The organism is Blautia sp. DFI.1.216, assembly GCF_020594215.1.
Taxonomy (GTDB): Bacteria; Bacillota; Clostridia; order Lachnospirales; family Lachnospiraceae; genus Blautia_A; species Blautia_A wexlerae.
Window position 1 is genome coordinate 1 of sequence record NZ_JAJDML010000028.1, and the last position, 23,532, is coordinate 23,532.

General features: G+C 42.9%; 20 protein-coding genes, 2 pseudogenes and 1 riboswitch. Of the genes and pseudogenes, 3 read left to right on the forward strand and 19 right to left on the reverse strand.

The features are described 5' to 3' along the window. Positions 1-72: 72 nt before the first annotated feature. The 8 genes and pseudogenes from aguB to LJE11_RS20400 all read right to left on the reverse strand — a co-directional run. Positions 73-951: an N-carbamoylputrescine amidase gene (gene aguB, locus LJE11_RS11610; RefSeq protein WP_227296000.1), complete on the reverse strand. Its 879-nt coding sequence runs from the start codon at positions 949-951 to the stop codon at positions 73-75. An 80-nt stretch (positions 952-1,031) separates the two neighbouring features. Beyond that, positions 1,032-2,156 (reverse strand): agmatine deiminase, encoded by a 1,125-nt coding sequence (gene aguA, locus LJE11_RS11615; protein WP_227296006.1) that lies wholly within the window; start codon positions 2,154-2,156, stop codon positions 1,032-1,034. 34 nt (positions 2,157-2,190) lie between these two features. Further along, entirely contained in the window at positions 2,191-3,312 is a 1,122-nt protein-coding gene (nspC, locus tag LJE11_RS11620; protein ID WP_118331334.1) for a carboxynorspermidine decarboxylase, read from the reverse strand. Next, on the reverse strand, positions 3,302-4,582 hold the full coding sequence (locus LJE11_RS11625) for a saccharopine dehydrogenase family protein (RefSeq protein ID WP_020435602.1): 1,281 nt from the start codon (positions 4,580-4,582) through the stop codon (positions 3,302-3,304). The genes nspC and LJE11_RS11625 overlap by 11 nt, the downstream gene beginning before the upstream one ends. Beyond that, complete coding sequence (speE, locus tag LJE11_RS11630; protein WP_008708139.1) at positions 4,579-5,439, reverse strand: polyamine aminopropyltransferase; 861 nt, start codon at positions 5,437-5,439, stop codon at positions 4,579-4,581. Before speE ends, LJE11_RS11625 begins: the two co-directional genes overlap by 4 nt. A 2-nt stretch (positions 5,440-5,441) precedes the next feature. Further along, positions 5,442-6,899 carry an aminotransferase class I/II-fold pyridoxal phosphate-dependent enzyme gene (locus tag LJE11_RS11635; RefSeq protein WP_020435601.1) on the reverse strand — a complete coding sequence of 486 codons (1,458 nt, stop codon included), beginning with the start codon at positions 6,897-6,899 and terminating at the stop codon, positions 5,442-5,444. 166 nt (positions 6,900-7,065) lie between these two features. Continuing rightward, a complete protein-coding gene (locus LJE11_RS19820; protein ID WP_255610858.1) occupies positions 7,066-7,200 on the reverse strand; it encodes a hypothetical protein in 135 nt (44 codons plus the stop codon). Between the two features lie 254 nt (positions 7,201-7,454). Then, positions 7,455-7,574 (reverse strand): annotated as a pseudogene (locus tag LJE11_RS20400) (DUF6783 domain-containing protein); the annotation flags it as partial. Between LJE11_RS20400 and LJE11_RS20405 the strand changes: the two are divergent. Both LJE11_RS20405 and LJE11_RS11640 read left to right on the forward strand, forming a co-directional pair. Next, a pseudogene (locus LJE11_RS20405) lies at positions 7,533-7,703 on the forward strand (DUF6783 domain-containing protein). The pseudogenes LJE11_RS20400 and LJE11_RS20405 sit on opposite strands and share 42 nt — an antisense overlap. 170 nt (positions 7,704-7,873) lie before the next feature. Further along, positions 7,874-7,959, forward strand: a riboswitch (ZMP/ZTP riboswitch). Between the two features lie 164 nt (positions 7,960-8,123). Further along, positions 8,124-9,809, forward strand: a complete 1,686-nt coding sequence (locus LJE11_RS11640; RefSeq protein WP_008708136.1) for a formate--tetrahydrofolate ligase — start codon at positions 8,124-8,126, stop codon at positions 9,807-9,809. A 108-nt stretch (positions 9,810-9,917) separates the two neighbouring features. Here LJE11_RS11640 and LJE11_RS11645 read toward each other — a convergent pair whose 3' ends face one another. After that, a complete protein-coding gene (locus LJE11_RS11645) occupies positions 9,918-11,360 on the reverse strand; it encodes an aspartate ammonia-lyase (RefSeq protein ID WP_173701029.1) in 1,443 nt (480 codons plus the stop codon). Between the two features lie 97 nt (positions 11,361-11,457). Between LJE11_RS11645 and LJE11_RS11650 the strand changes: the two genes are divergently transcribed. After that, positions 11,458-12,393, forward strand: coding sequence for a LysR family transcriptional regulator (locus LJE11_RS11650; RefSeq protein WP_055059923.1), 936 nt, complete (start codon positions 11,458-11,460; stop codon positions 12,391-12,393). 111 nt (positions 12,394-12,504) lie between these two features. Here LJE11_RS11650 and xylB read toward each other — a convergent pair whose 3' ends face one another. From xylB to LJE11_RS11700, 10 genes are all read right to left on the reverse strand, one after another. Further along, the gene (gene xylB, locus LJE11_RS11655) at positions 12,505-13,962 is read right to left on the reverse strand and encodes a xylulokinase (protein WP_025578933.1); all 1,458 of its coding nucleotides are present in this window, start codon (positions 13,960-13,962) and stop codon (positions 12,505-12,507) included. Between the two features lie 144 nt (positions 13,963-14,106). Then, the gene (locus tag LJE11_RS11660; RefSeq protein WP_008708129.1) at positions 14,107-15,588 is read right to left on the reverse strand and encodes an L-fucose/L-arabinose isomerase family protein; all 1,482 of its coding nucleotides are present in this window, start codon (positions 15,586-15,588) and stop codon (positions 14,107-14,109) included. Positions 15,589-15,681: 93 nt separating this feature from the next. Next, complete coding sequence (locus LJE11_RS11665) at positions 15,682-16,299, reverse strand: DUF4867 family protein (protein ID WP_173702030.1); 618 nt, start codon at positions 16,297-16,299, stop codon at positions 15,682-15,684. Positions 16,300-16,393: 94 nt separating this feature from the next. Then, a complete protein-coding gene (locus LJE11_RS11670) occupies positions 16,394-17,242 on the reverse strand; it encodes an AraC family transcriptional regulator (protein WP_173683517.1) in 849 nt (282 codons plus the stop codon). A gap of 191 nt (positions 17,243-17,433) precedes the next feature. Then, positions 17,434-17,871, reverse strand: a complete 438-nt coding sequence (locus LJE11_RS11675; protein WP_025578938.1) for a GatB/YqeY domain-containing protein — start codon at positions 17,869-17,871, stop codon at positions 17,434-17,436. Positions 17,872-18,027: 156 nt separating this feature from the next. Further along, complete coding sequence (locus LJE11_RS11680) at positions 18,028-19,581, reverse strand: ATP-binding protein (RefSeq protein WP_227296001.1); 1,554 nt, start codon at positions 19,579-19,581, stop codon at positions 18,028-18,030. A 116-nt stretch (positions 19,582-19,697) separates the two neighbouring features. Next, positions 19,698-21,065: a vWA domain-containing protein gene (locus tag LJE11_RS11685; RefSeq protein WP_227296008.1), complete on the reverse strand. Its 1,368-nt coding sequence runs from the start codon at positions 21,063-21,065 to the stop codon at positions 19,698-19,700. A 21-nt stretch (positions 21,066-21,086) separates the two neighbouring features. After that, entirely contained in the window at positions 21,087-22,172 is a 1,086-nt protein-coding gene (locus LJE11_RS11690) for a leucine-rich repeat protein (RefSeq protein WP_025578942.1), read from the reverse strand. Positions 22,173-22,268: 96 nt separating this feature from the next. After that, positions 22,269-22,967, reverse strand: a complete 699-nt coding sequence (locus tag LJE11_RS11695; protein WP_025578944.1) for a metallophosphoesterase — start codon at positions 22,965-22,967, stop codon at positions 22,269-22,271. Between the two features lie 31 nt (positions 22,968-22,998). After that, positions 22,999-23,517 carry a GNAT family N-acetyltransferase gene (locus LJE11_RS11700; RefSeq protein ID WP_118614291.1) on the reverse strand — a complete coding sequence of 173 codons (519 nt, stop codon included), beginning with the start codon at positions 23,515-23,517 and terminating at the stop codon, positions 22,999-23,001. Positions 23,518-23,532 lie beyond the last annotated feature (15 nt).

The window sequence follows — 23,532 nt, forward strand, 5'->3', positions numbered from 1 at the left end:
CGGGATTTTGGCATATTCATGCCAAAACACCTCGCGGGATAGTGGTGTGTGAACAATAACTAAACTCATACATCATTTCCCGACAATTTTTGCATACATCTCCGGTCTGCGGTCTCTGAAAAGTCCCCAGTTCAGTCTGTCTGCCTTTAATGCATCCAGGTCAAAAGTGCTTACAAGCACCCCCTCTTCCCCTCCGGGCAGTTCTGCACAGAGAGCGCCTGTGTTGTCTGTGATAAAAGAGGAACCATAAAAATTAAGAGCAGATTTCTGCATTCCATTTTCCGGACATGGCTCTACTGTTTCCTCACCGATTCTGTTGGCAACGATCACAGGAATCAGGTTGGAGGCAGCGTGTCCCTGCATACATCTTCTCCAGTGTTCCATGCTGTCACATTCCAAGATGGGTTCACTTCCGATGGCAGTGGGATAAAAGAGAAGCTCTGCGCCCTGCAGTGCCATACATCTTGCCGTTTCCGGGAACCACTGATCCCAGCAGATTCCAACTCCAATGGTTCCAAATCTGGTATCAAAAACCTTAAAGCCGGTATCTCCCGGTGTGAAATAGAATTTTTCCTGATAATAATGGTCATCCGGAATATGTGTTTTCCGATAAATGCCGAGATTCTTTCCATCTGCATCCAGAACCGCAACGCTGTTATAAGTATTATTGACCTCTTTTTCATAAAAGCTGACCGGGATCACAATCCCCAGCTCTGCCGCTACCCTGCTGAAATGACGCACTGCAGGGTTTTCCTCTGCAGTCTGCGCATATTCATAATACTCATATCTGCGCTCCTGGCAGAAATAGGGCCGTTCAAAAAGCTCCGGAAGAAGAACAATCTCAGCTCCCTTTGCTGCTGCCTGACGCACCAGTTCCTCTGCATGGGCAATATTTTTCTCCACACTTTTACTGCATTTCATCTGAACTGCTGCCACTGTTACATTTCTCATCCTGTCTGTTCCTCCTGCTCCTGTTTACATAAGTAAGTTTTTTCATAACTTTCAGGTAATAACCCTCAAACACATGACTCTCAAAGTTTTTCTGCATCAAGGTCAGATATTTTTCCGGGAATCTGCTGGGTAATACAGTGAATATTTCCACCGCCGACAATGATGGCTCTGGCATCAATGGGATAAATCCTTCTTTCAGGAAAACACTTCTGCAGAATCTCCACTGCCCTTTTGTCATTTTCATCCCCAAATTGTGGAAGGATGATCCCTCCATTGGAAATATAGAAATTCACGTAACTGGCAGCCATCCGTTCTCCTGCTTCCCGTTCGTCTTCTCCCTCTTCAAACACAAAGCCATCCACATCTTCCCGGGTAAGGCAGACCGGTTTCTGAGGAATCGGAAGCTTATGAATCTTAAATTTTCTGCCTTTTGCATCTGTTTCCTGTTCCAGCACCTTCAGATCAGCCAAAGACATGGCATACTGCGGATCTGTCTCATCCTCTGTCCATGCAAGCACAACCTCTCCGGGCCTTACAAAAGCGCACACGTTATCCACATGCTCATTGGTTTCATCCTGATAGATTCCACATGGAAGCCAGATAATCTTGTGGACACCGAGCCAGTACTTCAACTGTTCCTCTATCTGTTCCCTGCTCATCTGAGGATTGCGTCCCTGACTCAGAAGACAGGCCTCTGTAACGATCAGAGTCCCCTCTCCGTCAGAATGGATGGAACCGCCCTCAAGCACAAAAGGTCTGGCATCCAGACATGGACAACCAAGAGTCCTGCAGATAAAGGCAGCCACCCTGTCGTCCTTCTCCCAGTTCCGGTAAAGTCCATCAAAGTCTCCTCCCCAGGCATTAAACTGCCAGTCAACTCCACAGACCGCCCCTTTCTCATCCAGAACCATGGTTGCTCCCACATCTCTGGCCCAGGCGTCATCTGTCTCGCATTCCAGCAAAGTCACACCGGAAACATTCCCAAGCTGATTCTTTGCATTCTCCATCTGAGCTTTGGAAACCAGCATATACACCTTTTCGCTCTCTCCAATAGCCTCTGCAACTTTCACAAATGCTTTCTGTGCTTCCCTTGCCCCATAATTCCAGGAACCGGGACGTTCCGGCCAGATCATCACACATCCCTCATGAGGCTCAAATTCTCCGGGCATACGATATTTTGTTCTGTTCTTCTCTGTAACTTCCATGTCTGTCTCCTTTTCTTTGATAGCCCGGCAGATATCAGGAAAGCCGGCTCTTAAAGTCTTCGTATCCGAAATGTCTGATAACCTCACACTCTCCGTCCTCATGCATAACCGCAATATCCGGCAGCGGCATACCGTTAAATGTATTATTCTTCACCATAGAATAAATCGCCATATCCATAAAATACAGCTTGTCCCCGATCCGGATCTCTCTGTCAAAGGAATAATCTCCGATTACATCTCCTGCCAGGCAGGTGCAGGAAGACAAGCGGTAGGTATATGCCTTCTCCCCTGCTTCCCCGCTGTCCTTAAGAGGCGGACGATAGGGCATCTCCAGCACATCCGGCATATGGCAGGCTGCAGAAGCATCCAAAATCAGCGTTCTGATCTCATTTTCCACAATGTCCATAACCTCTGTCACCAGATATCCGGCATTCAGGGCAACAGCCTCCCCGGGCTCCAGATAAATATCCAGATCATAGGTTTCCTTCATATGCTGAATACATTTTTCCAGGAGCTTTACATCATAATCCTCTCTGGTAATATGATGTCCGCCGCCCATATTCAGCCAGGAAACCTCAGATAGAAATTCTCCAAACTTCTCCTCTACCGCCTGCAATGTTTTCTCCAGGTCATCCGCATTCTGTTCGCAGAGCGTATGAAAATGCAGTCCGTCGATCCATTTCAGACATTCCACGTCAAAGTTCTCTCTGGTAACCCCCAGCCTGGAACCCGGCGCACAGGGATCATAGATCGCATGATCCCCCTGAGTGGAGCATTCCGGATTAATACGGAGTCCCAGACTGGCTCCGGTACACACTTCTTTAAATTTCTTCAGCTGTGCTGTGGAATTAAAGATAATATGGTCACAGATATGATCCAGTTCCTCTATATCTTCTGTACGGTAAGCAGGGGAAAAAACATGATTCTCTTTCCCCATCTCTTCATATCCAAGCCTTGCCTCAAACAGACCGCTGGCAGTGGTACCTGCCAGATATTTTCCGATCATGGGATACAGAGCAAAGCCGGAAAACGCTTTCTGCGCCAGAAGGATCTTACACCCGGTATCCTCCTGGACTTTTTTCAAAATCTCCAGATTCTCCCGCATCTTCTTCTCATCGATCACATAGCAGGGAGTTTGCAGTTGATCAATCTTCATTGGCTTTCCAGACCTTTACCAGTTCAGGATCTTCGCAGACTTTCCATGGAAGTCCCCATTTGTTCAGTGCTTCCATATATGGATCCGGATCAAATTCTTCCACATTAAATACACCCGGCTTCTTCCACTGTCCGGTCACTACCATCATGGAACCGATCATAGCCGGAACACCTGTTGTATAGGAGATTGCCTGGGATTCCACCTCTTTATAGCATTCCTGATGATCACATACATTATAAATATAAATACTTTTCTCTTTTCCGTCCTTAACACCTGTGAAAATACAGCCGATATTTGTTTTACCCACTGTTCTCGGACCCAGAGATGCAGGATCCGGCAGAAGAGCTTTCAAAAACTGAATCGGCACGATCTCCTGTCCATTAAATTCCACAGGTGCGGTGGAAAGCATTCCTACATTTTCCAGACATTTCATATGTGTCAGATAGCTCTGTCCGAATGTCATAAAGAAACGGATCCTCTGTACTCCCGGAATATTTTTTGCCAGTGATTCAATCTCTTCATGATGAAGAAGATACATATCCTTCTTTCCTACCTCAGGGAAATCGTAGACAGATTTAAATTCCATAGGCTCTGTTTCTACCCAATGTCCGTCTTCCCAGTAGGAACCATTTGCGGAAACCTCTCGAAGATTGATCTCCGGGTTAAAGTTTGTGGCAAAAGGATATCCATGATCACCGCCGTTACAGTCCAGAATATCAATGGTATGGATTTCATCAAAATAATGCTTCAGGGCATAGGCACTGAATACACTGGTAACACCCGGATCAAAACCGGTTCCCAGAAGAGCAGTCAGTCCTGCTTCCTTAAATTTCTCATCATAAGCCCACTGCCAGGAATAATCGAAATATGCAGTAAAGCCTTTTTCTTTACATCTCTTTTCGTAGATTGCACGCCATGTGGGATCTTCTGTATCCTCTGCTTCATAATTGGCAGTATCAATATAATCCGCACCGGCTTCCAGACATGCATCCATGATGGTAAGATCCTGATATGGAAGTGCCACATTCAGGACAGCATCCGGCTTATAGGCTCTGATCAATTCTGCGACCTCTGCTGCATTATCCGCATCTACCTTTGCTGTCTCAATTTTTGTCTTCGTTGTACTTTCAATCTTCTCTTTGAGTGCATCGCATTTTTCCTTTGTCCTGCTTGCGATCATAATCTCTGTAAAAACATCGCTGTTCTGACAGCATTTGCGAATTGCCACTGAAGCTACCCCACCACATCCGATTACCAATAATCTGCTCATAAACTGTTTTCCTCCTCTTCCAGTAAATCTTCTACATATTTTGGAAGCATAAATGCTCCTCTGTGAAGGTTTGTTGTATAATACCATGTTTCTATATTAAGATTATCAAACCTCTCCGGCCTGAAATCTTCCAGTGGATGATATTTCTTTGATGCAAATCCAAAAAGCCAGTATCCCGAGGGACAGGTAGGGATATGTGCCTGATAAACCCTGCTCACCGGAAATGACCGGAAAACCTTTCTGTGCATCTTTCTGCATTCCACCTCATCCTCATCATAAAAAGGACTTCCATGCTGATAAACCATGATTCCGTCATCTCTGAGAGCCTTATAACAGCTTCCGTAGAATTCCTTTGTAAAAAGTCCCTCTGTATGTCCCAGCGGATCTGTGGAATCATTGATGATCAGGTCATATCTGGCCTTTTTATTCCGCAGGAACCGAAGGCCGTCTTCATAATAAATATTGACTCTCTCATCCTTCAGTCCCTGGGCAATATCCGGAAACATCTCCGCACATACATCCACAAACATTTTATCGGATTCCACCACATCAATGCTCTCAATCTGTGGATAATGGATCAGTTCTCTGGCAACTCCACCGTCACCGCCGCCGATGATCAGAACATTTTTTACATTGGGATGTACTGTCATTGGCACATGCGTGACCATTTCATCATAAATAAATTCATCCTTGTCAGAAAATACGATCTCACCGTCCAGAGCCACAAATCTTCCAAATTCTTCAGACTCAAACACATCGATTCTCTGAAATTCACTTTCCCCTGAAAATAACTGTCGGTTAATCCGGACAGAAAGCTTTACATTTCCTGTATGGAACTCGGAATACCATAATTCCATGATCAGATACCCCCTTTCAGGACCTGAAGATTTTCTACCTTCGGATCCTCCATTCCCTGCATGGAACAGCCTTTGTCTCTTGCATAAAGAATGTATTCTACAATTTCCTGTGTCACCATTTCTCCAGGAGCAAGAATCGGGATTCCCGGAGGATAACACATAACAAATTCACCGCTGATCCTGCCTGCCGCCTGTTCCATGGGCAGAGATTCTTTCTCCGCATAAAATGCCTGCTGTGGAGACGCCACCACTGCAGGTGCGATATATTCCCCGGAAAGCATACCTGTGCTGTCCTTCTTATACAGACGTTCAATATCAGCCAATGCCCCTACCAGTCTCTCAATATCCTGAAGCCTGTCTCCGATGGAAATGTAAGCCAGAATATTACAGATATCTCCAAACTCGATCTGAATATCATATTCATCTCTGAGAAGATCATAAACTTCAATACCTGCCAACCCATTTCCCAGTGTATAAATGGAGAGTTTTGTAACATCAAAATCAAAAACACTGGTTCCATTGATCAGATCCATACCATATGCATAATAACCGCCGATCTCATTGATCTCCTCTCTGGCATACTGCGCCATCCCTGCAACCTTTTCAAAGGATTCCTCTCCCCTGAGTGCCAGATTTCTTCTGGAGATATCCAGACTGGACAACAGAAGATAAGAAGCGCTTGTGGTCTGAGTCAGATTGATGATCTGGCGCACTTTCTCTGCATTCATACTCTTATTCAAAAGCAGCAGCGAACTCTGTGTCAGACTTCCGCCGGATTTGTGCATGGAAACTGCCGCCATGTCAGCACCTGCCGCCATTCCGGATACAGGAAGGTTTCTGCCGAAATAAAGATGGGTTCCATGAGCCTCATCTGCCAGCACCTTCATTCCTCTTGCATGAGCCTTCTTTACGATAGTCCGCAGATCCGAACAGATTCCATAATAGGTAGGGTTATTTACAAGAACTGCCACCGCATCCGGATTCTCATCCATAGCCTTCTCCACCTGACTGACTTCCATGCCAAGGGAAATGCCCAGCTGCGCATTCACCTCCGGGTTTACATAAACCGGAATTGCACCGCACAGTACCAGGGCATTGATGGCACTTTTATGTACATTTCGCGGCAGAATGATCTTATCCCCTGCCTTGCAGACAGACAGGATCATGCTCTGCACTGCAGATGTGGTTCCTCCTACCATAAGGAATGCATGCGCTGCGCCAAAAGCATCTGCTGCAAGCTCCTCCGCTTCTCTGATCACCGAAACCGGGTGGCAGAGATTGTCCAGCGGCTTCATAGAATTAACATCCAGCCCCACACATTTCTCTCCCAGCAACTGTGCAAGCTCCGGATTTCCTCTTCCTCTTTTATGTCCCGGCACATCAAAGGGAACGACTCTCTTCTTTCGGAAACGTTCCAGTGCTTCATATATGGGCGCATGCTGTTGTCTTTCATAATCCATTTGACATGTTCCTCTTTTCCTGTCGTCATGTACCGGCAAATACAGTTCTATCATTCAGCAATTGTATACTGCCTCAAACCGGCACAATGATTCAATTATTTCTATATATATTTGCTATATCTGCACAAAAAAAGAAGCAGATAAGTTCATTCACCATCTGCTTCTCTCATGATCTATAGAATTTCTCAGGCTCTGTCTCTTTATATACTGACCGGATTTCCCGTATAAATCCGTCTGTATCCTGTGCCTGTTCCCGTATTCTGAAATATTCATGACTGCTGTCGTCTTCAATCGCTGGCAAATATATGCTATGCTCTTATTGACCGTTTCACAAGATGATGTGTGCTTACGCACTGATTATTATAAAGTAATCAACTTATAAAATTTGAGCTTCTAACTCAATCAATAATGTGGTGTCTCCCACCCGGCAACTGCCCCGCCTGTCCGTATGGCTTAACATTCAGAAACTGTCTCTGAATGTGAGCAAATATTTGCATGAAAACGATAGTGTCTTTTCATACTAAAGATGAGAATAACATATCTTCTGAACTGTTGTCAATTCCATTTTCCATATTTTGCACTAGAGCGTGTCTGAAAAAGGCTTTCTGCAAGATGTGCGTCACAATTTGTGGTATATTTTGCCCGGATGAGGGCGCCGTAGCGGGCTACGGCAACTGAATTCGGGTGAAATATCCCGCAAAGTGGGGCGTGCAGATTGCGGGAATGATTTTTCAGACACGCTCTAGCTTTACCCGCTTTTTATATTTTCTTCATTTATCAGGGAAAACTGTGTCTATTTTTTAACAATTTCTTCCCTTGAGAAAACGTATTTTCTTTCATTACCAGGGATTACGATTCTCTTCTCTTATCAATTTGCACAACTTTTATCCAGTTTACTCACATTTTTTGACGTTTCAACAAAAATTTTCTTGACATTTTTTTCTCAAAATGATATATTGTATTCATCAATTGAAAGAACCTTCGAGTACTGACGGAAAGAGTGGAGTGCAAACCACGTGGAGTCGGAGGTTTGTGGGAGCCGACCGTCTGGGCAGTATTTGAAATATTCAGATACTGGCCTTTTTTTATAACTTTCAGGGCAGAAATCAGGAATACCAGGCAGACCGGCCAATACTTCTTTCAATTAATAATTGTTGCTGATCGCGGAGTGAACAGCAACAGAAGTTTTTCATGTTATGCGGAAACGAAAGGAGAAAAACAATTATGGGATTCAAATCAGACATTGAAATTGCACAGGAATGCGAAATGCTTCCAATTACTCAGATCGCAGAGAAAGCAGGTATTGACGACAAATATCTGGAGCAGTACGGAAAATACAAAGCAAAAATCGACTACAATCTTCTGAAAGAAAGTGATAAGAAGGATGGAAAATTAATCCTCGTTACAGCTATCAACCCAACTCCAGCAGGAGAAGGTAAAACTACTACTACTGTAGGTCTTGCAGATGGTATGCAGAGACTTGGCAAGAGTGTTATGGTAGCTCTTCGTGAGCCATCCTTAGGACCGGTATTCGGTGTAAAAGGTGGTGCAGCAGGCGGCGGATATGCACAGGTTGTTCCTATGGAAGATATTAACCTTCACTTCACAGGTGACTTCCATGCCATTGGCGCAGCTAACAACTTACTGGCAGCTATGATCGATAACCATATCTTCCAGGGCAATGCATTAAACATCGACCCACGTAAGATCACATGGAGAAGATGTGTAGATATGAACGACCGTCAGCTTCGTAACGTAGTAGATGGTCTTGGTGGAAAGACAAACGGTATGCCTCGTGAAGACGGATACGACATCACAGTTGCATCTGAAATCATGGCAGTTCTCTGTCTTGCAAGCGACATCAAAGACCTGAAAGAAAGATTATCCAAGATCATCATCGGATATACATACGGAAAAGTTTCCGAGCAGAAACCTGTAACAGCAGGTGACCTTCACGCAGAAGGCGCTATGACAGCCCTGTTAAAAGATGCTCTGAAACCAAACCTTGTACAGACTCTGGAACACGTTCCTGCAATCGTACATGGCGGACCATTCGCAAACATCGCTCATGGATGTAACTCTGTAACAGCTACAAAGATGGCTATGAAGCTTGCTGATTATGCAATCACAGAAGCTGGTTTCGGTGCTGACCTTGGTGCTGAGAAATTCCTTGATATCAAATGCCGTATGGCTGGTTTAAAACCAAGCGCAGTTGTAATCGTAGCTACAGTACGTGCCCTGAAATACAACGGCGGTGTTGCTAAAGCTGACCTTAACAATGAAAACCTGGAAGCTCTTGAAAAAGGTATCCCGAACCTGTTAAAACACGTTTCCAACATCAAAAACGTATACAAACTTCCATGTGTTGTTGCTATCAACGCATTCCCTACAGATACAAAAGCAGAGCTTGACTTTGTAGAAGCTAAATGTAAAGAACTGGGCGTTAACGTTGCTCTTTCTGAAGTGTGGGCAAAAGGCGGCGAAGGCGGAATCAAACTTGCAGAAGAAGTTATCCGTCTTGTTGAAGAACCAAACGACTTCTCCTATGCATATGAACTGGAAGGTTCTATCGAAGACAAACTGAACCAGATCGTTCAGAAAGTATATGGCGGTAAGAAAGTAGTTCTGACAGCTAACGCTCAGAAACAGGCGAAACAGTTAGAAGCTCTTGGCTTTGGCAACTGCCCGATCTGTGTAGCTAAGACACAGTACAGCTTAACAGATGACCAGACTAAACTGGGTGCTCCTACTGACTTCGAAGTTACAGTACGTAACCTGAAGATTTCCGCTGGTGCAGGATTCATCGTAGCTCTTACAGGCGAGATCATGACAATGCCAGGTCTTCCTAAAGTTCCGGCTGCTGAGAGAATCGATGTAGACGAGACAGGTAAGATCACAGGTCTGTTCTAATCCAGTTGAAATCAATCGAATAATTCAAAAATATAAAAATCATATTTATATATGATATATGTCCAGACGATTTTACAGGCGGGAAGATTTTCCCGCCTGTTTTTTTCTTTATTTTTTTATAAGATAATCTTTTCCGGAAATACCAGGTTCCGTCATATGGATCGGATCCAGAATGCGATTAAGTTCATCATCGTCCATAAGCTTTTCTTTCAGAATCAGACGTCTTACAGATTCGCCTGTCTTAATTGCCTTTTTTGCAATATCCGCAGCCTTCTGATATCCAAGATGGGGGCTGATTGCAGTGATAATACCTACACTGTTTTCTACCAGATAACGGCATCTTTCTTCATTTGCCGTAATTCCTACAATACAATTATCTACCAATGTCTGGACTGCATAGCCAAGAGTATCGATAGACTGAAACATGCAATAGAAAATAATCGGCTCAAAGGCATTTAATTCCAGCTGACCAGCCTCTGCAGCCATAGTAATCGTAACATCATTACCAATAATATTAAAAGCCACCTGATTCACTACTTCAGGAATAACCGGATTAACTTTACCTGGCATAATAGAGGAACCATTCTGTTTTGCCGGAAGATTAATCTCCCCAAAACCAGTACGTGGACCGGAGGACATCAGACGGAGATCATTTGACATTTTGGAAAGAGTTACCGCACATGCTTTCACAGCACCGGAAACGGCTACAAATGGATCCAGATTCTGAGTGGAATCAATCAGATCAAAAGCCTGTATAAAGTCCATTCCCGATATTTCAGTGAGATTTGGAACAATTCTTCTCAGATAGCCCTCATCTGCATTAATTCCTGTTCCGATAGCAGTACCTCCCATATTAAGAGTCCGCATTTCATCCATTGCTTTATCCATTCTGTGGATATCACGCATGATTGCTACCGAATATGCCTTAAATTCCTGTCCCAGACGAATTGGTACTGCATCCTGCATCTGTGTACGCCCCATTTTTATTATGTGATCAAACTCTGTAGCTTTTTCATTAAGAGCATCATAGAGGCGAAGAAGCTGTTTTTTCAGATTCTGCAACAAACGAAGAGAAGTCATTTTACCGGCAGTAGGAATAACGTCATTGGTAGACTGTCCACAATTCACATCATCGTTAGGATTTATAATTGTATAATCGCCCTTTTTTCCTCCCAGTATCTCAATCGCGCGATTTGCAATTACTTCATTGGCATTCATATTTAAAGATGTGCCAGCTCCTCCCTGAACAGGATCCACAATAAATTCATTATGGAATTTTCCTGAAACAATTTCATCACATGCCTGGACAATCGCCTGTGCTTTTTTCTTCTCAAGAAGCCCCACCTCACAATTGGTTATCGCTGCTGCTTTTTTTATGTATGCAAGACTGTTAATAATTTCCGGATGCATATTCAGCCCCGTAATGTGGAAATTTTCAGCCGCACGTAAGGATTGTACTCCATAATATACATCTTCCGGAATATCCTTTACACCAATAGAATCCCTTTCTACACGATAGTCTGTTTTTTTCATAGTTATTCGCCCTCCCATGTATTTGCCCTCATTATATATCTCTGCTATAATATAATCAAATACATATATTTTTATAAAATATATAGTGTTTAAATTATATATCGGAGGAGTTTATATGTTTCAGGGAATGGAATACATCTATGAGGTCTACAAGGAAAAAAGCTTTTCCAAAGCTGCTGCTGCTCTTTTCATTTCGCAGCCTTCTTTAAGCGCCAATGTAAAACGTGTGGAAAACCGTATTGGCTATCCTATTTTTGATCGAAGTACCAAACCTTTGCAGTTAACTGAAGTTGGAAAACATTATATACAGGCTGTTGAAAAAGTCATGGATATTGAAAATAATCTCGAAAACTACCTACTGGATCTGGGAAATCTCAAAACAGGAACTCTTAATGTAGGTGGCAGTAACTTTTTTTCTTCGTGGATTCTGCCTCCCCTTATTGCTGATTTTTCCCAAAAATTCCCCCATGTTCAAATTTCTCTTGTAGAAGAAAGTACAGCAAAACTATCCCAGTTTCTCCAGGCCGGAAAGTTAGATCTGGTGATTGATAACTGTATTCTGGATAACCAGATTTTTGAACGTTATATCTACCAGAAAGAACAACTTCTTCTTGCAGTTCCCAAAAATTATTCAGTAAATACCAGACTGCAGAAATATCAGATTCCTATTGAGGAAATCCGGAACGGGCAGTTCCGTTCTTCTCATATTCCTTCTGTTCCATTAAACAAATTCGAGAACGAACCATTTATTATTCTTCGTTCAGATAATGATACCGGTAAGCGTGCACTTACCATTTGTCAGGAAAATCACTTTTCGCCTTCTGTAGTATTTCGCCTAGATCAGCAGATGACTGCCTATAATATTGCATGTTTGGGAATGGGTATCACTTTCATCGGGGATCTTCTGCTCTCCAGAGTTCCAACAAATTCAGAACTTGTTTTTTATAAGCTGCCCGGTCAGAGCAGTAAACGCACTGTGTTTTTTTACTGGAAGAAAGGCCGCTATATCAGCAGAGCCATGGAAGAATTCCTGAAGCTGCCCTTTTCCTGATATGTCATAATCAAATAGGCTGTGGTGATTGGTCATCATCAGATGTACGTCAAAATGGGGTTGTTGTGCTAAATAAGCACAACAACCCCAGTATGTCAGGCAGATATTCGATTAGAACAATGGCTTCATCGCCGGATACAGAGTTCTGAACTTCTGATATCTCTCTTCATATTTTGCAACCAGTTCAGGATCCGGTTCTACCGTATCAACAACTTTGGCAAATTTCTTACCGATGGTTTCTACATCCGGGTAAGCACCACAGCCTACTGCTGCCAGCATAGCTCCACCCATGGACGGTCCTTCTTCGTTCTCCAGAACATCAACCTTCAGGTTCATAACGTTTGCAATGATCTTCTTCCACAGTGGGCTCTTAGCTCCACCACCGCAGATCTTGGTTCTCTCAATCTTGATTCCAAGGTTTCTTGCAACTTCCAGGGAATCACGAAGACCAAAGGCAACACCTTCCAGAACAGCCTGTGTCATGTCTGCTCTTGTGCTGTCCATGGACATTCCGAAGAATACACCTCTTGCATCAGGATTATTATGAGGTGAACGTTCTCCCATCAGATATGGAAGGAAGAATACATGATTCTCTCCCAGCTTCTGAATTGGAGCCTGCTCTGCTGCGAAATCCTTTGTCTGAAGAATCTCCTCTGCCCACCATTTGTTACAGGAAGCTGCGCTGAGCATGCATCCCATCAGATGATAGCTTCCATCTGCATGACAGAAAGAATGAAGTGCGTTATTTTCGTCCACACCAAAGTTTTTACTGGAAATAAACACAGTTCCGGATGTTCCAAGAGAAATATTACACTGACCGTCACCAACTGTACCTGTTCCTACAGCAGCTGCCGCATTGTCACCTGCACCTGCAACAACTTTTACATTCTCACTGAATCCAAGTTCTTTCGCAATCTCAGGTTTCAGAGTTCCTACTACTTCCCAACTCTCATACAGTTTCGGAAGCTGCTCTTCTGTGATTCCACAGATCTCCAGCATTTCTTTTGACCAGCAGCGGTTCTTCACATCAAGAAGAAGCATACCGGAAGCATCAGAAACATCTGTACAAAAAGAACCGGACAGACGATATGCCAGATAATCCTTAGGAAGCATAATCTTTACTACCTTCTTAAAGTTCTCAGGCTCATTTTTCTGCATCCAGAGGATCTTCGGTGCTGTGAAGCCTGCGAAAGCAATATTTGCTGTATACTGTGAAAGTTTGTCTTTTCCGATCACTGTATTCAGATATTCTGTCTCTTCGCCTGTACGTCCGTCATTCCAGAGGATTGCAGGACGGATCACATTATCATCCTTGTCAAGTGTTACCAGACCATGCATCTGGCCGCCAAAACCAATTCCTGCTACCTGCGCTCTGTCGATATCCTTTGTCAGCTCTTTCATGCCTTCCATACTCTGCGCAAACCAGTCTTCCGGTTTCTGCTCAGACCAGCCCGGATGTGGGAAGAATAAAGGATATTCTCTGGATACGATGTTACAGATTTTTCCTGATTCTTCCATAAGAAGAAGTTTTACAGCGGAAGTACCAAGGTCAATACCAATATAATACATAAGTGCTCTCCTTTTCTATTTCTAATCTAATACATCCCAGAGCAAAGCCCCGGGATGCCTTTAATATAGTGTCAGTTTATTTATTCTGTATTCAGATTCATTCACTTCACATGAACATTAATAATCCGTTTTACTGATTTCTCATTAACCCCATGGATTTTCTGTCGGGTATCTTACGCCTGCCGGCTGGTTATATCCAATCTTCTTAACATCCAGTCCAAGGAATTTCACTACCTCATAGAATGCTTTTCCGTAATGTCCAAACATAACTGCTCCATGATGCGGATAGTTGCCCTCGATCAGTACGTGACGGTAGAATCTTCCCATTTCTTTGATTGCGAAAATACCGATACCACCGAATGATCTTGTAGGTACATCCAGTACTTCACCTTCTGCAACATAAGAAACCAGCTCGCCCTCGGAATTGCACTGTAAACGATAGAATGTAATGTCAGATGCAGCGATATCACCTTCAAGAGTTCCTCTTGTGAAGTCTGGTTCAGATCCTGCCGGCTCAAGAAGTCTGTGCTGGATCAGCTGATATTTAACAGCTCTGGAATCACACATCTTGCATGCAGGAGTATTTCCACAATGGAATCCCATAAATGTATCAGTAAGCTTATAATCGTATTTTCCTTTAATATCTTCATCATAGATATACTGTGGAACAGAGTTGTTGATATCAAGCAGTGTAACTGCATCATTGGAAATGCAAAGTCCGATGTACTCGCTGAGTGCTCCGTAGATATCAACCTCACAGGATACCGGAATTCCTCTGGAAACCAGACGGCTATTTACATAGCAAGGTTCAAATCCAAACTGTGACGGGAATGCAGGCCAACATTTGTCAGCAAATGCAACGTATTTTCTTGCTCCCTTATGAGCCTCTGCCCAGTCAAGAAGTGTAAGCTCAAACTGTGCCATTTTCACATTAAGGTCAGCATAATATTTGCCTTCGCCCATCTCTTTTGCCATATCTGCACAAACTTCCGGGATACGAGGATCATTTTCATGCTCTTTGAAAGAAACAAGAAGATCAAGCTCTGAGTTCTCTTCAATCTCAACACCCAGCTCATAGAGGCCTTTAATAGGTGCGTTGCATGCGAAGAAGTCCTGTGGACGTGGTCCGAAAGTAATGATCTTAAGATTGCTGACACCGATGACTGCACGTGCAACCGGTACGAAATCAGCGATCATCTTTGCAATATCATCTGCTGTTCCAACAGGATATTCCGGAATATATGCTTTCAGATGACGCATTTTTAAGTTGTAGGAGCAGTTAAGCATACCACAGTAAGCATCACCTCTGCCGTTGATCATATCACCGTCACCTTCTGCTGCTGCTACATACATACAAGGTCCGTCAAATCTCTCTGCGATCAGAGTTTCAGGAGTTTCAGGTCCGAAGTTTCCAAGGAAAACAACCAGCGCATTACACTCTGCTTTGTTTACATCTTCAAGAGCTTTCTCCATATCCTTCTCGTTCTCAACAGTTACAGGACATTCATAAAGTTCACCTTTATAAGTTTCCTTGATTGCTGCACGTCTCTTTTCAGAAAGCTGAATTGGAAAACAGTCACGGCTTACTGCGATTAATCCAAGTTTTACTACTGGTATATTGTTCATAATATAAATTCCTCCATATTTGATATGTATTTATATGATTTTGTTATTCATTTACTATATTCTGATACTCTACTGCCACAGATTCCGAGCAACTCAGTCAATGGTGATATTCTCTCCACGAAGTCCGTTTACTGCACCCTCGATTGCCGCATCTTCATGTGCAATGAGCCATTTGTTCTTAGCTGTCAGCAGGCTGTCCTCGCCTGTCTTAGCTGTCTCAAATGTAAGATCTGTATTGGTTCCTGCCGGAAGTACGACTACACACTGGAAACCGCCATCCTGTACATTGCATGGCGCATAATGAAGTGTAGTTGCATATACTTCAATACCTGTTCCTGCAGGTACCAGGAATGCTTCGATCTTAGAAGTATCATATGTAAAATCATCTATGATATCCTGCTGGCTTCCGATAAGCAGCACCAGATCTGTTACCGCTACATTGATCTCTGAACTGCGGTGATATTCTACTGCATTTAATTTCTTATTATGTCCGTTGCAGTATCCAATTTCGATCGGGATTCCGCCAAATCCTTTATTCTGCAGTGCTTTTGCTACATCCAGAGCTTCCAGCTCCTCAACAGATGGTACATAAACCACATCATCCGGAACCGGTGTATGTTTCATTTCTTTGAGAAGAGCACTGAAGTCATACCCTTCAAGCACCTTTCCATATTTACGGAAGGAAGCATCTGTTACATTCTGAATTTTCACTTCAAAAACCTCCTTATATTCTGTCGATATTACGTTTTCTTGACTGTGCTTAGAATATATCAGAATAAAGGGTATTTTTCGCCAGTTTTCTTGTCTAATCTATAGCGTTTTTTTGACCTTTTTCATTTATCTGTTTTCGCATCTCACTTGGAAGTATCCCATATCTTTTCTGAAATTCCCCGGAAAAACCCCTGCTGCTGCAAAATCCATTATCTAGTGCAATCTGACTAATTGTATGGTCTGTATTCAGCAAATCCCTGTACGCATATGCCATACGGATATCCTGCAGATAAGTTTTATAGTTGATTTTTGCATATTTTTGAAACATTCGCGACAAATATGCATCCGAGTATCCAAAAGTAGCCGCCACATCAGAAAGCTTCAGTTCCTCCCTGTAATGCTCACGCATATATGTGGTGATTTTTGACAATGCATCCAGACGGCGGCTGTGTCGGATATCCTTCTCCCTGGTCTCTGTCACACGGTAATCCTTCACCAGGATATACATGATCTCGTAAAAAATAGAAATTGTCCGGAACTCATATCCAATTTTCCGCTCGGAATACACATGATATAATTTACGAAGCAAAGAAGCCAGTTTCTTATCCACCAGCTCCTCCTGCCCCCGAAAACGGATATATCTCTGGGCAGTAAAATAATTCTCAAACTGTTTCAGAGGAATCTGCAGAACTACTGTTTTATTTTTCTCCACAGCATGGATAGAGTGGATCTCATTGGAATTAATGATTATCTGCTCTCCAGCTTTCAGCGGATATTCATCCTTATTTACAAAAAAATCCAGTCGCCCCTCCATTACAGCAAAAATCTCTACAGACGTATGCCAGTGCTTCTCACGCACATAATTGCCATTTCCTCCTTCAAAAAGAAAAACCTTAAACGGAAGTCCCTCATTAGGAATGATCAGTTCATGCTGAAACTCCATATATATTCACCTCCTAACAAAATAACCGCAGTATTCGGATACTCCAATATACTGCGGCTATTTCGATAACTATCCAGCTTTCTGCATACCAAATCTGCTGGATGATCCTATTCTTCACATAGTCCCACCCACTGCTTATTGCTTTTCGCAATTGAAGCAGGGGACTTACTTGATTCGGTTAAGATAACACATTATTTGCAGAGCTCTGCCACAACCTGATTAATTACCTTTCCGTCTGCTTTTCCTTTCATATCAGCCATAACAGCCTTCATGATCTGCCCCTTATTTTTCGTTGCGATCACATCTGCAAATTTTTCTTCCAGATATGTCTTTACCTCTGCTGCATCCATCTGTTTTGGTGCATATTTGGCAATCACATCATACCTTGCCTGATATTCAGCCTTCAGATCCTCACGGCTTTCCGGACAGGTATCCAACTGTTCTTTTACAGTTTTCAACTCCTTCAAAATAACTCTGTCCACCAGATCGCTCTTAATTTCATCACGGCATCCCTCATCGATCGCTACTTTTTTTACTGCAGAGATCAGAGAGGAGACTGCTTCTTTTGTTACTTTATCTTTGGCTTTCATAGCTGCAACCATATCTTTTCTTAATACTTCTAATTCCATTTTATATTCCTCCTCGTTTTTTCTAGTGATTCCATATCGTTCTACTGCTGCACAGTCAAATGCGCCTGCATTCCTGATATTTTTCACTCAAATCATAATTCTATTCATCAGCATACCACGATTTATCTGAAAATCCAATGCTAATTGACATAAAAATTAATTTTTTAGTCCCCGCTTCATCGTGTTCTCCAGTTCTTCCATTTGTCCCAGGATCAGTTTCTGTCTGTCATCAAACAGTAGTCCCTTGTTGTGACGGTAATACTGGTCAGAACCATTTTCCCGGATAAACCAGATACTGTAAAAGTTTGCATTCAGTTCCGTAATAAATGCTACCATTTCCTGGCTGTCACCAAAGGCTGCTTCCATAAAATCAAAAACATTCTGAAGCGTCTGAGAGATATATTCTGTCTGAGTTTCCAGGTTGTCTGCCTCCGCTGTAAAAGCAGTTTTTGTCTGCTCATAGGTATCTTTTTCCGAAATTTCAACAGCTTTATTATTCTCTGTTTTATCTTCAGAACCAGTTTCTCCCCTCAGTTCTATCCATAATTTCTCAAGAAAATCCACTGTACGGATAAATACTTTTTCTTCATTTTTAGTGAGAAGCTCAGATTTTTTTGCAGTCTGAAAATCATTTTCTGCCTTTTTATAAATGGATTCCAGCGTCATTTCCGGAAGGTTATCTCTGTATTCTGTCATGTAACCATAGAGCTTTGTCACATAGGCATCCATAAAATAACAGTCTGCAAATAACTGGCTGAGCTTTCCGTTCAGCAGACCAACAATACTCAGATGCTCATCCAGTGAAGCATTGCGGATCTTACCCAGAGTGATGGGTGTCCATTTACCCTGAAGCAGATCCTCCACTGCATAGTCTGTCTTATACTTATTGTATAATGCCAGATATGCGGCAAAATCTTTTGCGATCATTGGATGCTGGATATACTGATATACCACCTCTCTATCCACTTCTTTATCCAGTGTTTCATATACCTGTATCAGCCTGGAAAGATCTTCCCAGCCTCTGGCAGTGGCAAAAATCCGTCCGTCTACTGTGTTCTCCATTCTGTAGAAATTCTTTCTGCGAAGCTCCAGATAAGAGATAACAGCCGGATGGATTCCCTGCTCATAGGCATATTCTTTCCACACTTCAAAATCCGGCTGCACATCAATCCTCTTGATTCTGTCAAGGGTTACTACGTCAAATTCGCGGACAGATTTATTGTATTCCGGCGGGTTTCCTGCTGTCATGATCACCCATCCTTCCGGTACTTTCTGATTGCCAAATGTCTTTCCCTGAAGAAACTGCAGCATCATAGGCGCCAAGGTCTCTGATACGCAGTTAATCTCATCAATAAAAAGAATTCCTTCTCTGAGACCTGTTTTTTCCATCTTTTCATAGACAGAGGCAATAATCTCACTCATAGTATATTCTGTGACAGAAAAAGTCTCCTGACCAAAGGTTTTCTCTTTGATAAACGGCAGTCCTACTGCACTCTGACGGGTGTGATGTGTGATAGTATAAGATACCAGACCTACCTTACATTCCCTGGCGATCTGTTCCATAATCTGCGTCTTTCCAATACCCGGTGCCCCCATAAGGAGAATTGGTCTCTGGCGTATGGCCGGGATCAGGTATTCTCCAAATTCATCCTTCGCAAGGTATGCTTCTATTGAGTCCTTTATCTCCTGTTTTGCTCGTTTTATATCCATAATGTAAATCCTTTCCTGCTGAACACTTCTTACTTTTACTCAGTTTTCTCATTTCCTTGATATCCACGAATTGCTCCGCGATTTGCAGCTCCCGCAATTATAATTTTCTCTCTTCATTACCTGTCTGGCTTCTCAAAATCATCCTCATCCAAAATCAGTTTCATGGCCCATACCGGCACATCCACATCTCTGTAATTATCCTGCATAAACACAAATGCAGTCTTATATGATGGCATTTTCTTCGGGTAAATTCCGAATCCGTCTGTAAAATAGATCATCCCTTTCAGGTTATGAAATTCATGCTGTTCCAACAGTTTATCCACCCATTCAAATGCAGGCCTGAAATCTGTTCCGCCATCTCCATACAATTCCAGATGTTCCATATAGTCTTTCATTTCTTTCCGGGAGGTAATCCTTTTATCTGTGTGGACTTTCTCATCACACTGAATGATGTGCACATTGATTTTTGTAAAAAAGCTCTCACTCTCACTAAGTACACCGTAGGTTTCCTCCAGAAACTTTCTCACCAGTTCTCCTGAACAAGACATGGAGGTATCGATAATGATCACGAACTCCTCTATCTTCTTAACTTCTTTGGATTCCAATGGTTCGATCAACGGCATATTTCCATAAAGACGCAGACCGTAAGTATAAAAATTGTAATCAAAACTGTCATCATCCACTGCCAGTTCTTCATGAAAAACTGCAAATTTCCGCAGGAATTCTCTGTAATCGTACCGACTTCTGTTCTCTGTTTTTATCTGCTCCAGGAAATCTCCGTCCCGCTCACCTGCCTCCTGGGAAAAGGTTTCCAGATCCGTCTCGATTCCATCATTGATCTCCCCCCATTTGCGGCTGAGCATGGGATTCGGTTTCTGATCCGGTTTCTTACTTTCCCAGTATCTGTGGTCATCTGTGCGAAATTCCTGTTCCAGATTTGTAAGATCCTTTTCGTTCAGATTCCATTCTGACAATATTTTATATACTCTCTGTGCGTTGAGGGTTTTTCCCTCTTTTTCAAGGAGACGGTAGGTTTCCCTTCGCAGAAGACTGCGTGAGAAACGGATACTCCGATAGTTCATCCCATCTATCATATGCTCCACTGCAATGTCACAACTCAGATCACGCATACGTTCCTGGATTGTGATTCCATCGTCTGCCCTCTTCTTACTTTCTGTACCGCTCCATGCAAAATGCCGGAAAATACAGTGGAATACCATATGCAGATACCCTCTGTTCACCAGAATCCTGTTCTCTCTATATAAGCCTCCCAGCATCTGCGGCTGGAAATACATCACTCTTCCATCCGTTCCAAATCCATGGACCTGACCATCCATCTGATAAGAAAAACTGCTCAGCGCCACATCCAAAAACCGCATTCCCAGATATAATTCATCCCGCGCAGCCCTGAGAATACTGCTGCCGATTTCCTGCAAACGCTCTGCTCTTTCTGCTATTTCCTGTATTTTATCCTCTGGCTGCATCATTATTTTCCTCTGTATCTATCACAGTTCAAACCTCTTTTTTCTTAGTATAGTTCTTCTATTCAAAGATTTTTCTGTAGTTTGTGATTGTTCATTTTTCCCCTGCTCTGTCCTGTCAGCTTCCTGACTATTTTGCAACTTATCCACATCTATACGTTCACTTCCTGCCGTATTATCCACCAGATTTGCTCTTTCATTCATCAAAAATGCGGATACTTCCGTTTCTTTTCTCTTAGATGCACAATCCAACGCAGAATCAATTCCCTCCAGTGTCCAGAGTTTTTGCGAGGATATCACTTCCAATCTGTGCATATCCTCCTGCTTTACCAGATATTCTGCAATATCTCCCAGATTCTTACGGATATATTCCCTGTAATTCTCCCTGGCTTTCCCGGTCAGTTCATAAGGAAACTCCAGTCTGCCAAATGACATATCAACCAGAACTTCCAGCTTATCCATGGCTACCGCCATTTCAAAAAGCCTGTCATATTCCTGATAATTCAGCTCCTTATCATAAAAACACTGCCTGTAATTACTGCCTGATCCATGATATTCCGTATACAAAATACGCGCCGGAGTGTTCTCAACCGCCTCATCATAATGCTCCGGAAATACAAGTCTGGCTTCTTCATACTCATAAAGAAAGTTTACATCTATCCTCTGCCACATCTCGCCCAGCATTTCCTTAACGCCTGACTTCTTTCCCTGTCTCATATGAACAGTCAGCTTCTCCAATGCATGGCAGCCTGTAAATGCACCACAGCCTATCTGCATCAGGCTGTCAGAAAACTCCAGCTTTTTCAGATTCCCGCAGCCATAAAAAATATATCGTCCAATCTCTTTTAAAGTGTAAGGAAAAACAATCTCCTCCACGTCATTTCCTGCCAGAACATGCTCTTCTCTGCCAAACCCAAGACCCTCTGACACTTCCCACAGGCTGGCATTTTTCAGTTCTTCTTTCTCATCCATATGACTGGAGAATGCATACGGTGCCGCACTAATTACCAATTTGTCATCTATCATTCCCGGAATCTCAACTCTGCTTTCTATTCCAAAACACCGCAGAATTTCAATCCCGCCAGATTTCTCTCTGTAGTAAATCTTCATTTTCTCATTTCTCCCCGAAGATATTTTCTCTCAAAGCACATAAAATCATCCCTGAAAAGTATAATACTTCCCAGGGATTTTTTCCAGACAATATAATTAGCGTAAAACCAACTCCGGTTTAAAATTCAGATAGTCTCCTGACACCAGCTTGTACTCTATTCCATCCACATAGCCTTTAAAGCTGTCATCATATCGCTTCTCTCCATGACAGTGAGAATAGATTACCTTCTCGGCGCCAAATTCCTGTGCCATCAGGGTAAACGGACTCTCCATCTCTCCAATACTTGTAGGCGGATAATGAAGAAACATGATAAACTTCTCATATCCTGCAGCCTTCGCCCCTTCAAAAGAGCAGCGCAGCCGCCCCAGCTCCCGCTCCCGGATCTTCAAGAAATGCTCATAGCTGTCTTTTCCTTCATAACAGTAGCCCTTGGTTCCCACCAGCGCATAATCCTCATATGTATAAAAATTATTCTGCAAAAATTCCAGCTTTCCCCAGAACATCTCATTCAGATCTTCTGTCTTCTTTGCATCCCAGAACATATCGTGATTTCCCCGAAGCAGAATCTTCCTGCCCGGCAGAGCCATAATAAAATCCAGATCCGCCTGACACTCTGCAAGATCTCTCCCCCAGGAATGATCTCCGGTAATCACTACTGTATCATTCTCTGTCACTCTCTTCTTCCAGTATTTCTCAATCTTAACTACATGATTCTTCCATCTTTTATCAAATACATCCATAGGTTTATTGACTGTAAACGAAAGATGAAAATCACCGATTGCGTATAGGCTCATTGTACACTCTCCTGTCTGTTCTGATTGTTAATTATTTTTCAATCTTGATGCTCATAGCATGCCAGGCTTCTCCGCCCCAGGTGGAATTTGCCTGGCCCAGATCTGTAAAGCCAAATTTCTCATACATCTTCACTTTTTCATCCAGACAGGTGAGGAAAAGTTTCTTTCGTCCTTTTTGAGCTTCCCTCTGGCAGTATCTGGATACCAGTTCACGGCCCAGGCCCTGCATACGATATTCCGGACGGACGTCCAGACCCAGAAGCATGATATTTTTGCCTTCAGGATTACTCAGAGAAATATCTGTGAAGAATTCATCTCTGAAAGCCTCCTCATCTGTAGGAACTCCATTAAGAAATGCAGCCAGCTTTCCGGTTTCCTTATCCTCAGCTACCAGAAATGTTTCTGCTGTTGCTTTTATTCTCTCTGTCAGACTTTTCGGAGAACATGCCTCATTTGGCGGGAAACAGATCTGCTCGATCTCTATCGCCTGCTGTGTCTCCTCCGGTCTGATACATCTGAATTCAAATCTATCCATATTGTTTGTACTCATTTTTATATCCTTCTC

Bases quoted from the DNA above. Each gene is read 5' to 3' on its own strand.
- aguB (WP_227296000.1), bottom strand. From the start codon at position 951: ATGAGAAATGTAACAGTGGCAGCAGTTCAGATGAAATGCAGTAAAAGT.
- aguA (WP_227296006.1), bottom strand. From the start codon at position 2,156: ATGGAAGTTACAGAGAAGAACAGAACAAAATATCGTATGCCCGGAGAA.
- nspC (WP_118331334.1), bottom strand. From the start codon at position 3,312: ATGAAGATTGATCAACTGCAAACTCCCTGCTATGTGATCGATGAGAAG.
- LJE11_RS11625 (WP_020435602.1), bottom strand. From the start codon at position 4,582: ATGAGCAGATTATTGGTAATCGGATGTGGTGGGGTAGCTTCAGTGGCA.
- speE (WP_008708139.1), bottom strand. From the start codon at position 5,439: ATGGAATTATGGTATTCCGAGTTCCATACAGGAAATGTAAAGCTTTCT.
- LJE11_RS11635 (WP_020435601.1), bottom strand. From the start codon at position 6,899: ATGGATTATGAAAGACAACAGCATGCGCCCATATATGAAGCACTGGAA.
- LJE11_RS11640 (WP_008708136.1), top strand. From the start codon at position 8,124: ATGGGATTCAAATCAGACATTGAAATTGCACAGGAATGCGAAATGCTT.
- LJE11_RS11645 (WP_173701029.1), bottom strand. From the start codon at position 11,360: ATGGGAGGGCGAATAACTATGAAAAAAACAGACTATCGTGTAGAAAGG.
- LJE11_RS11650 (WP_055059923.1), top strand. From the start codon at position 11,458: ATGTTTCAGGGAATGGAATACATCTATGAGGTCTACAAGGAAAAAAGC.
- xylB (WP_025578933.1), bottom strand. From the start codon at position 13,962: ATGTATTATATTGGTATTGACCTTGGTACTTCCGCTGTAAAACTTCTT.
- LJE11_RS11660 (WP_008708129.1), bottom strand. From the start codon at position 15,588: ATGAACAATATACCAGTAGTAAAACTTGGATTAATCGCAGTAAGCCGT.
- LJE11_RS11670 (WP_173683517.1), bottom strand. From the start codon at position 17,242: ATGGAGTTTCAGCATGAACTGATCATTCCTAATGAGGGACTTCCGTTT.
- LJE11_RS11675 (WP_025578938.1), bottom strand. From the start codon at position 17,871: ATGGAATTAGAAGTATTAAGAAAAGATATGGTTGCAGCTATGAAAGCC.
- LJE11_RS11680 (WP_227296001.1), bottom strand. From the start codon at position 19,581: ATGGATATAAAACGAGCAAAACAGGAGATAAAGGACTCAATAGAAGCA.
- LJE11_RS11685 (WP_227296008.1), bottom strand. From the start codon at position 21,065: ATGCAGCCAGAGGATAAAATACAGGAAATAGCAGAAAGAGCAGAGCGT.
- LJE11_RS11690 (WP_025578942.1), bottom strand. From the start codon at position 22,172: ATGAAGATTTACTACAGAGAGAAATCTGGCGGGATTGAAATTCTGCGG.
- LJE11_RS11695 (WP_025578944.1), bottom strand. From the start codon at position 22,967: ATGAGCCTATACGCAATCGGTGATTTTCATCTTTCGTTTACAGTCAAT.
- LJE11_RS11700 (WP_118614291.1), bottom strand. From the start codon at position 23,517: ATGAGTACAAACAATATGGATAGATTTGAATTCAGATGTATCAGACCG.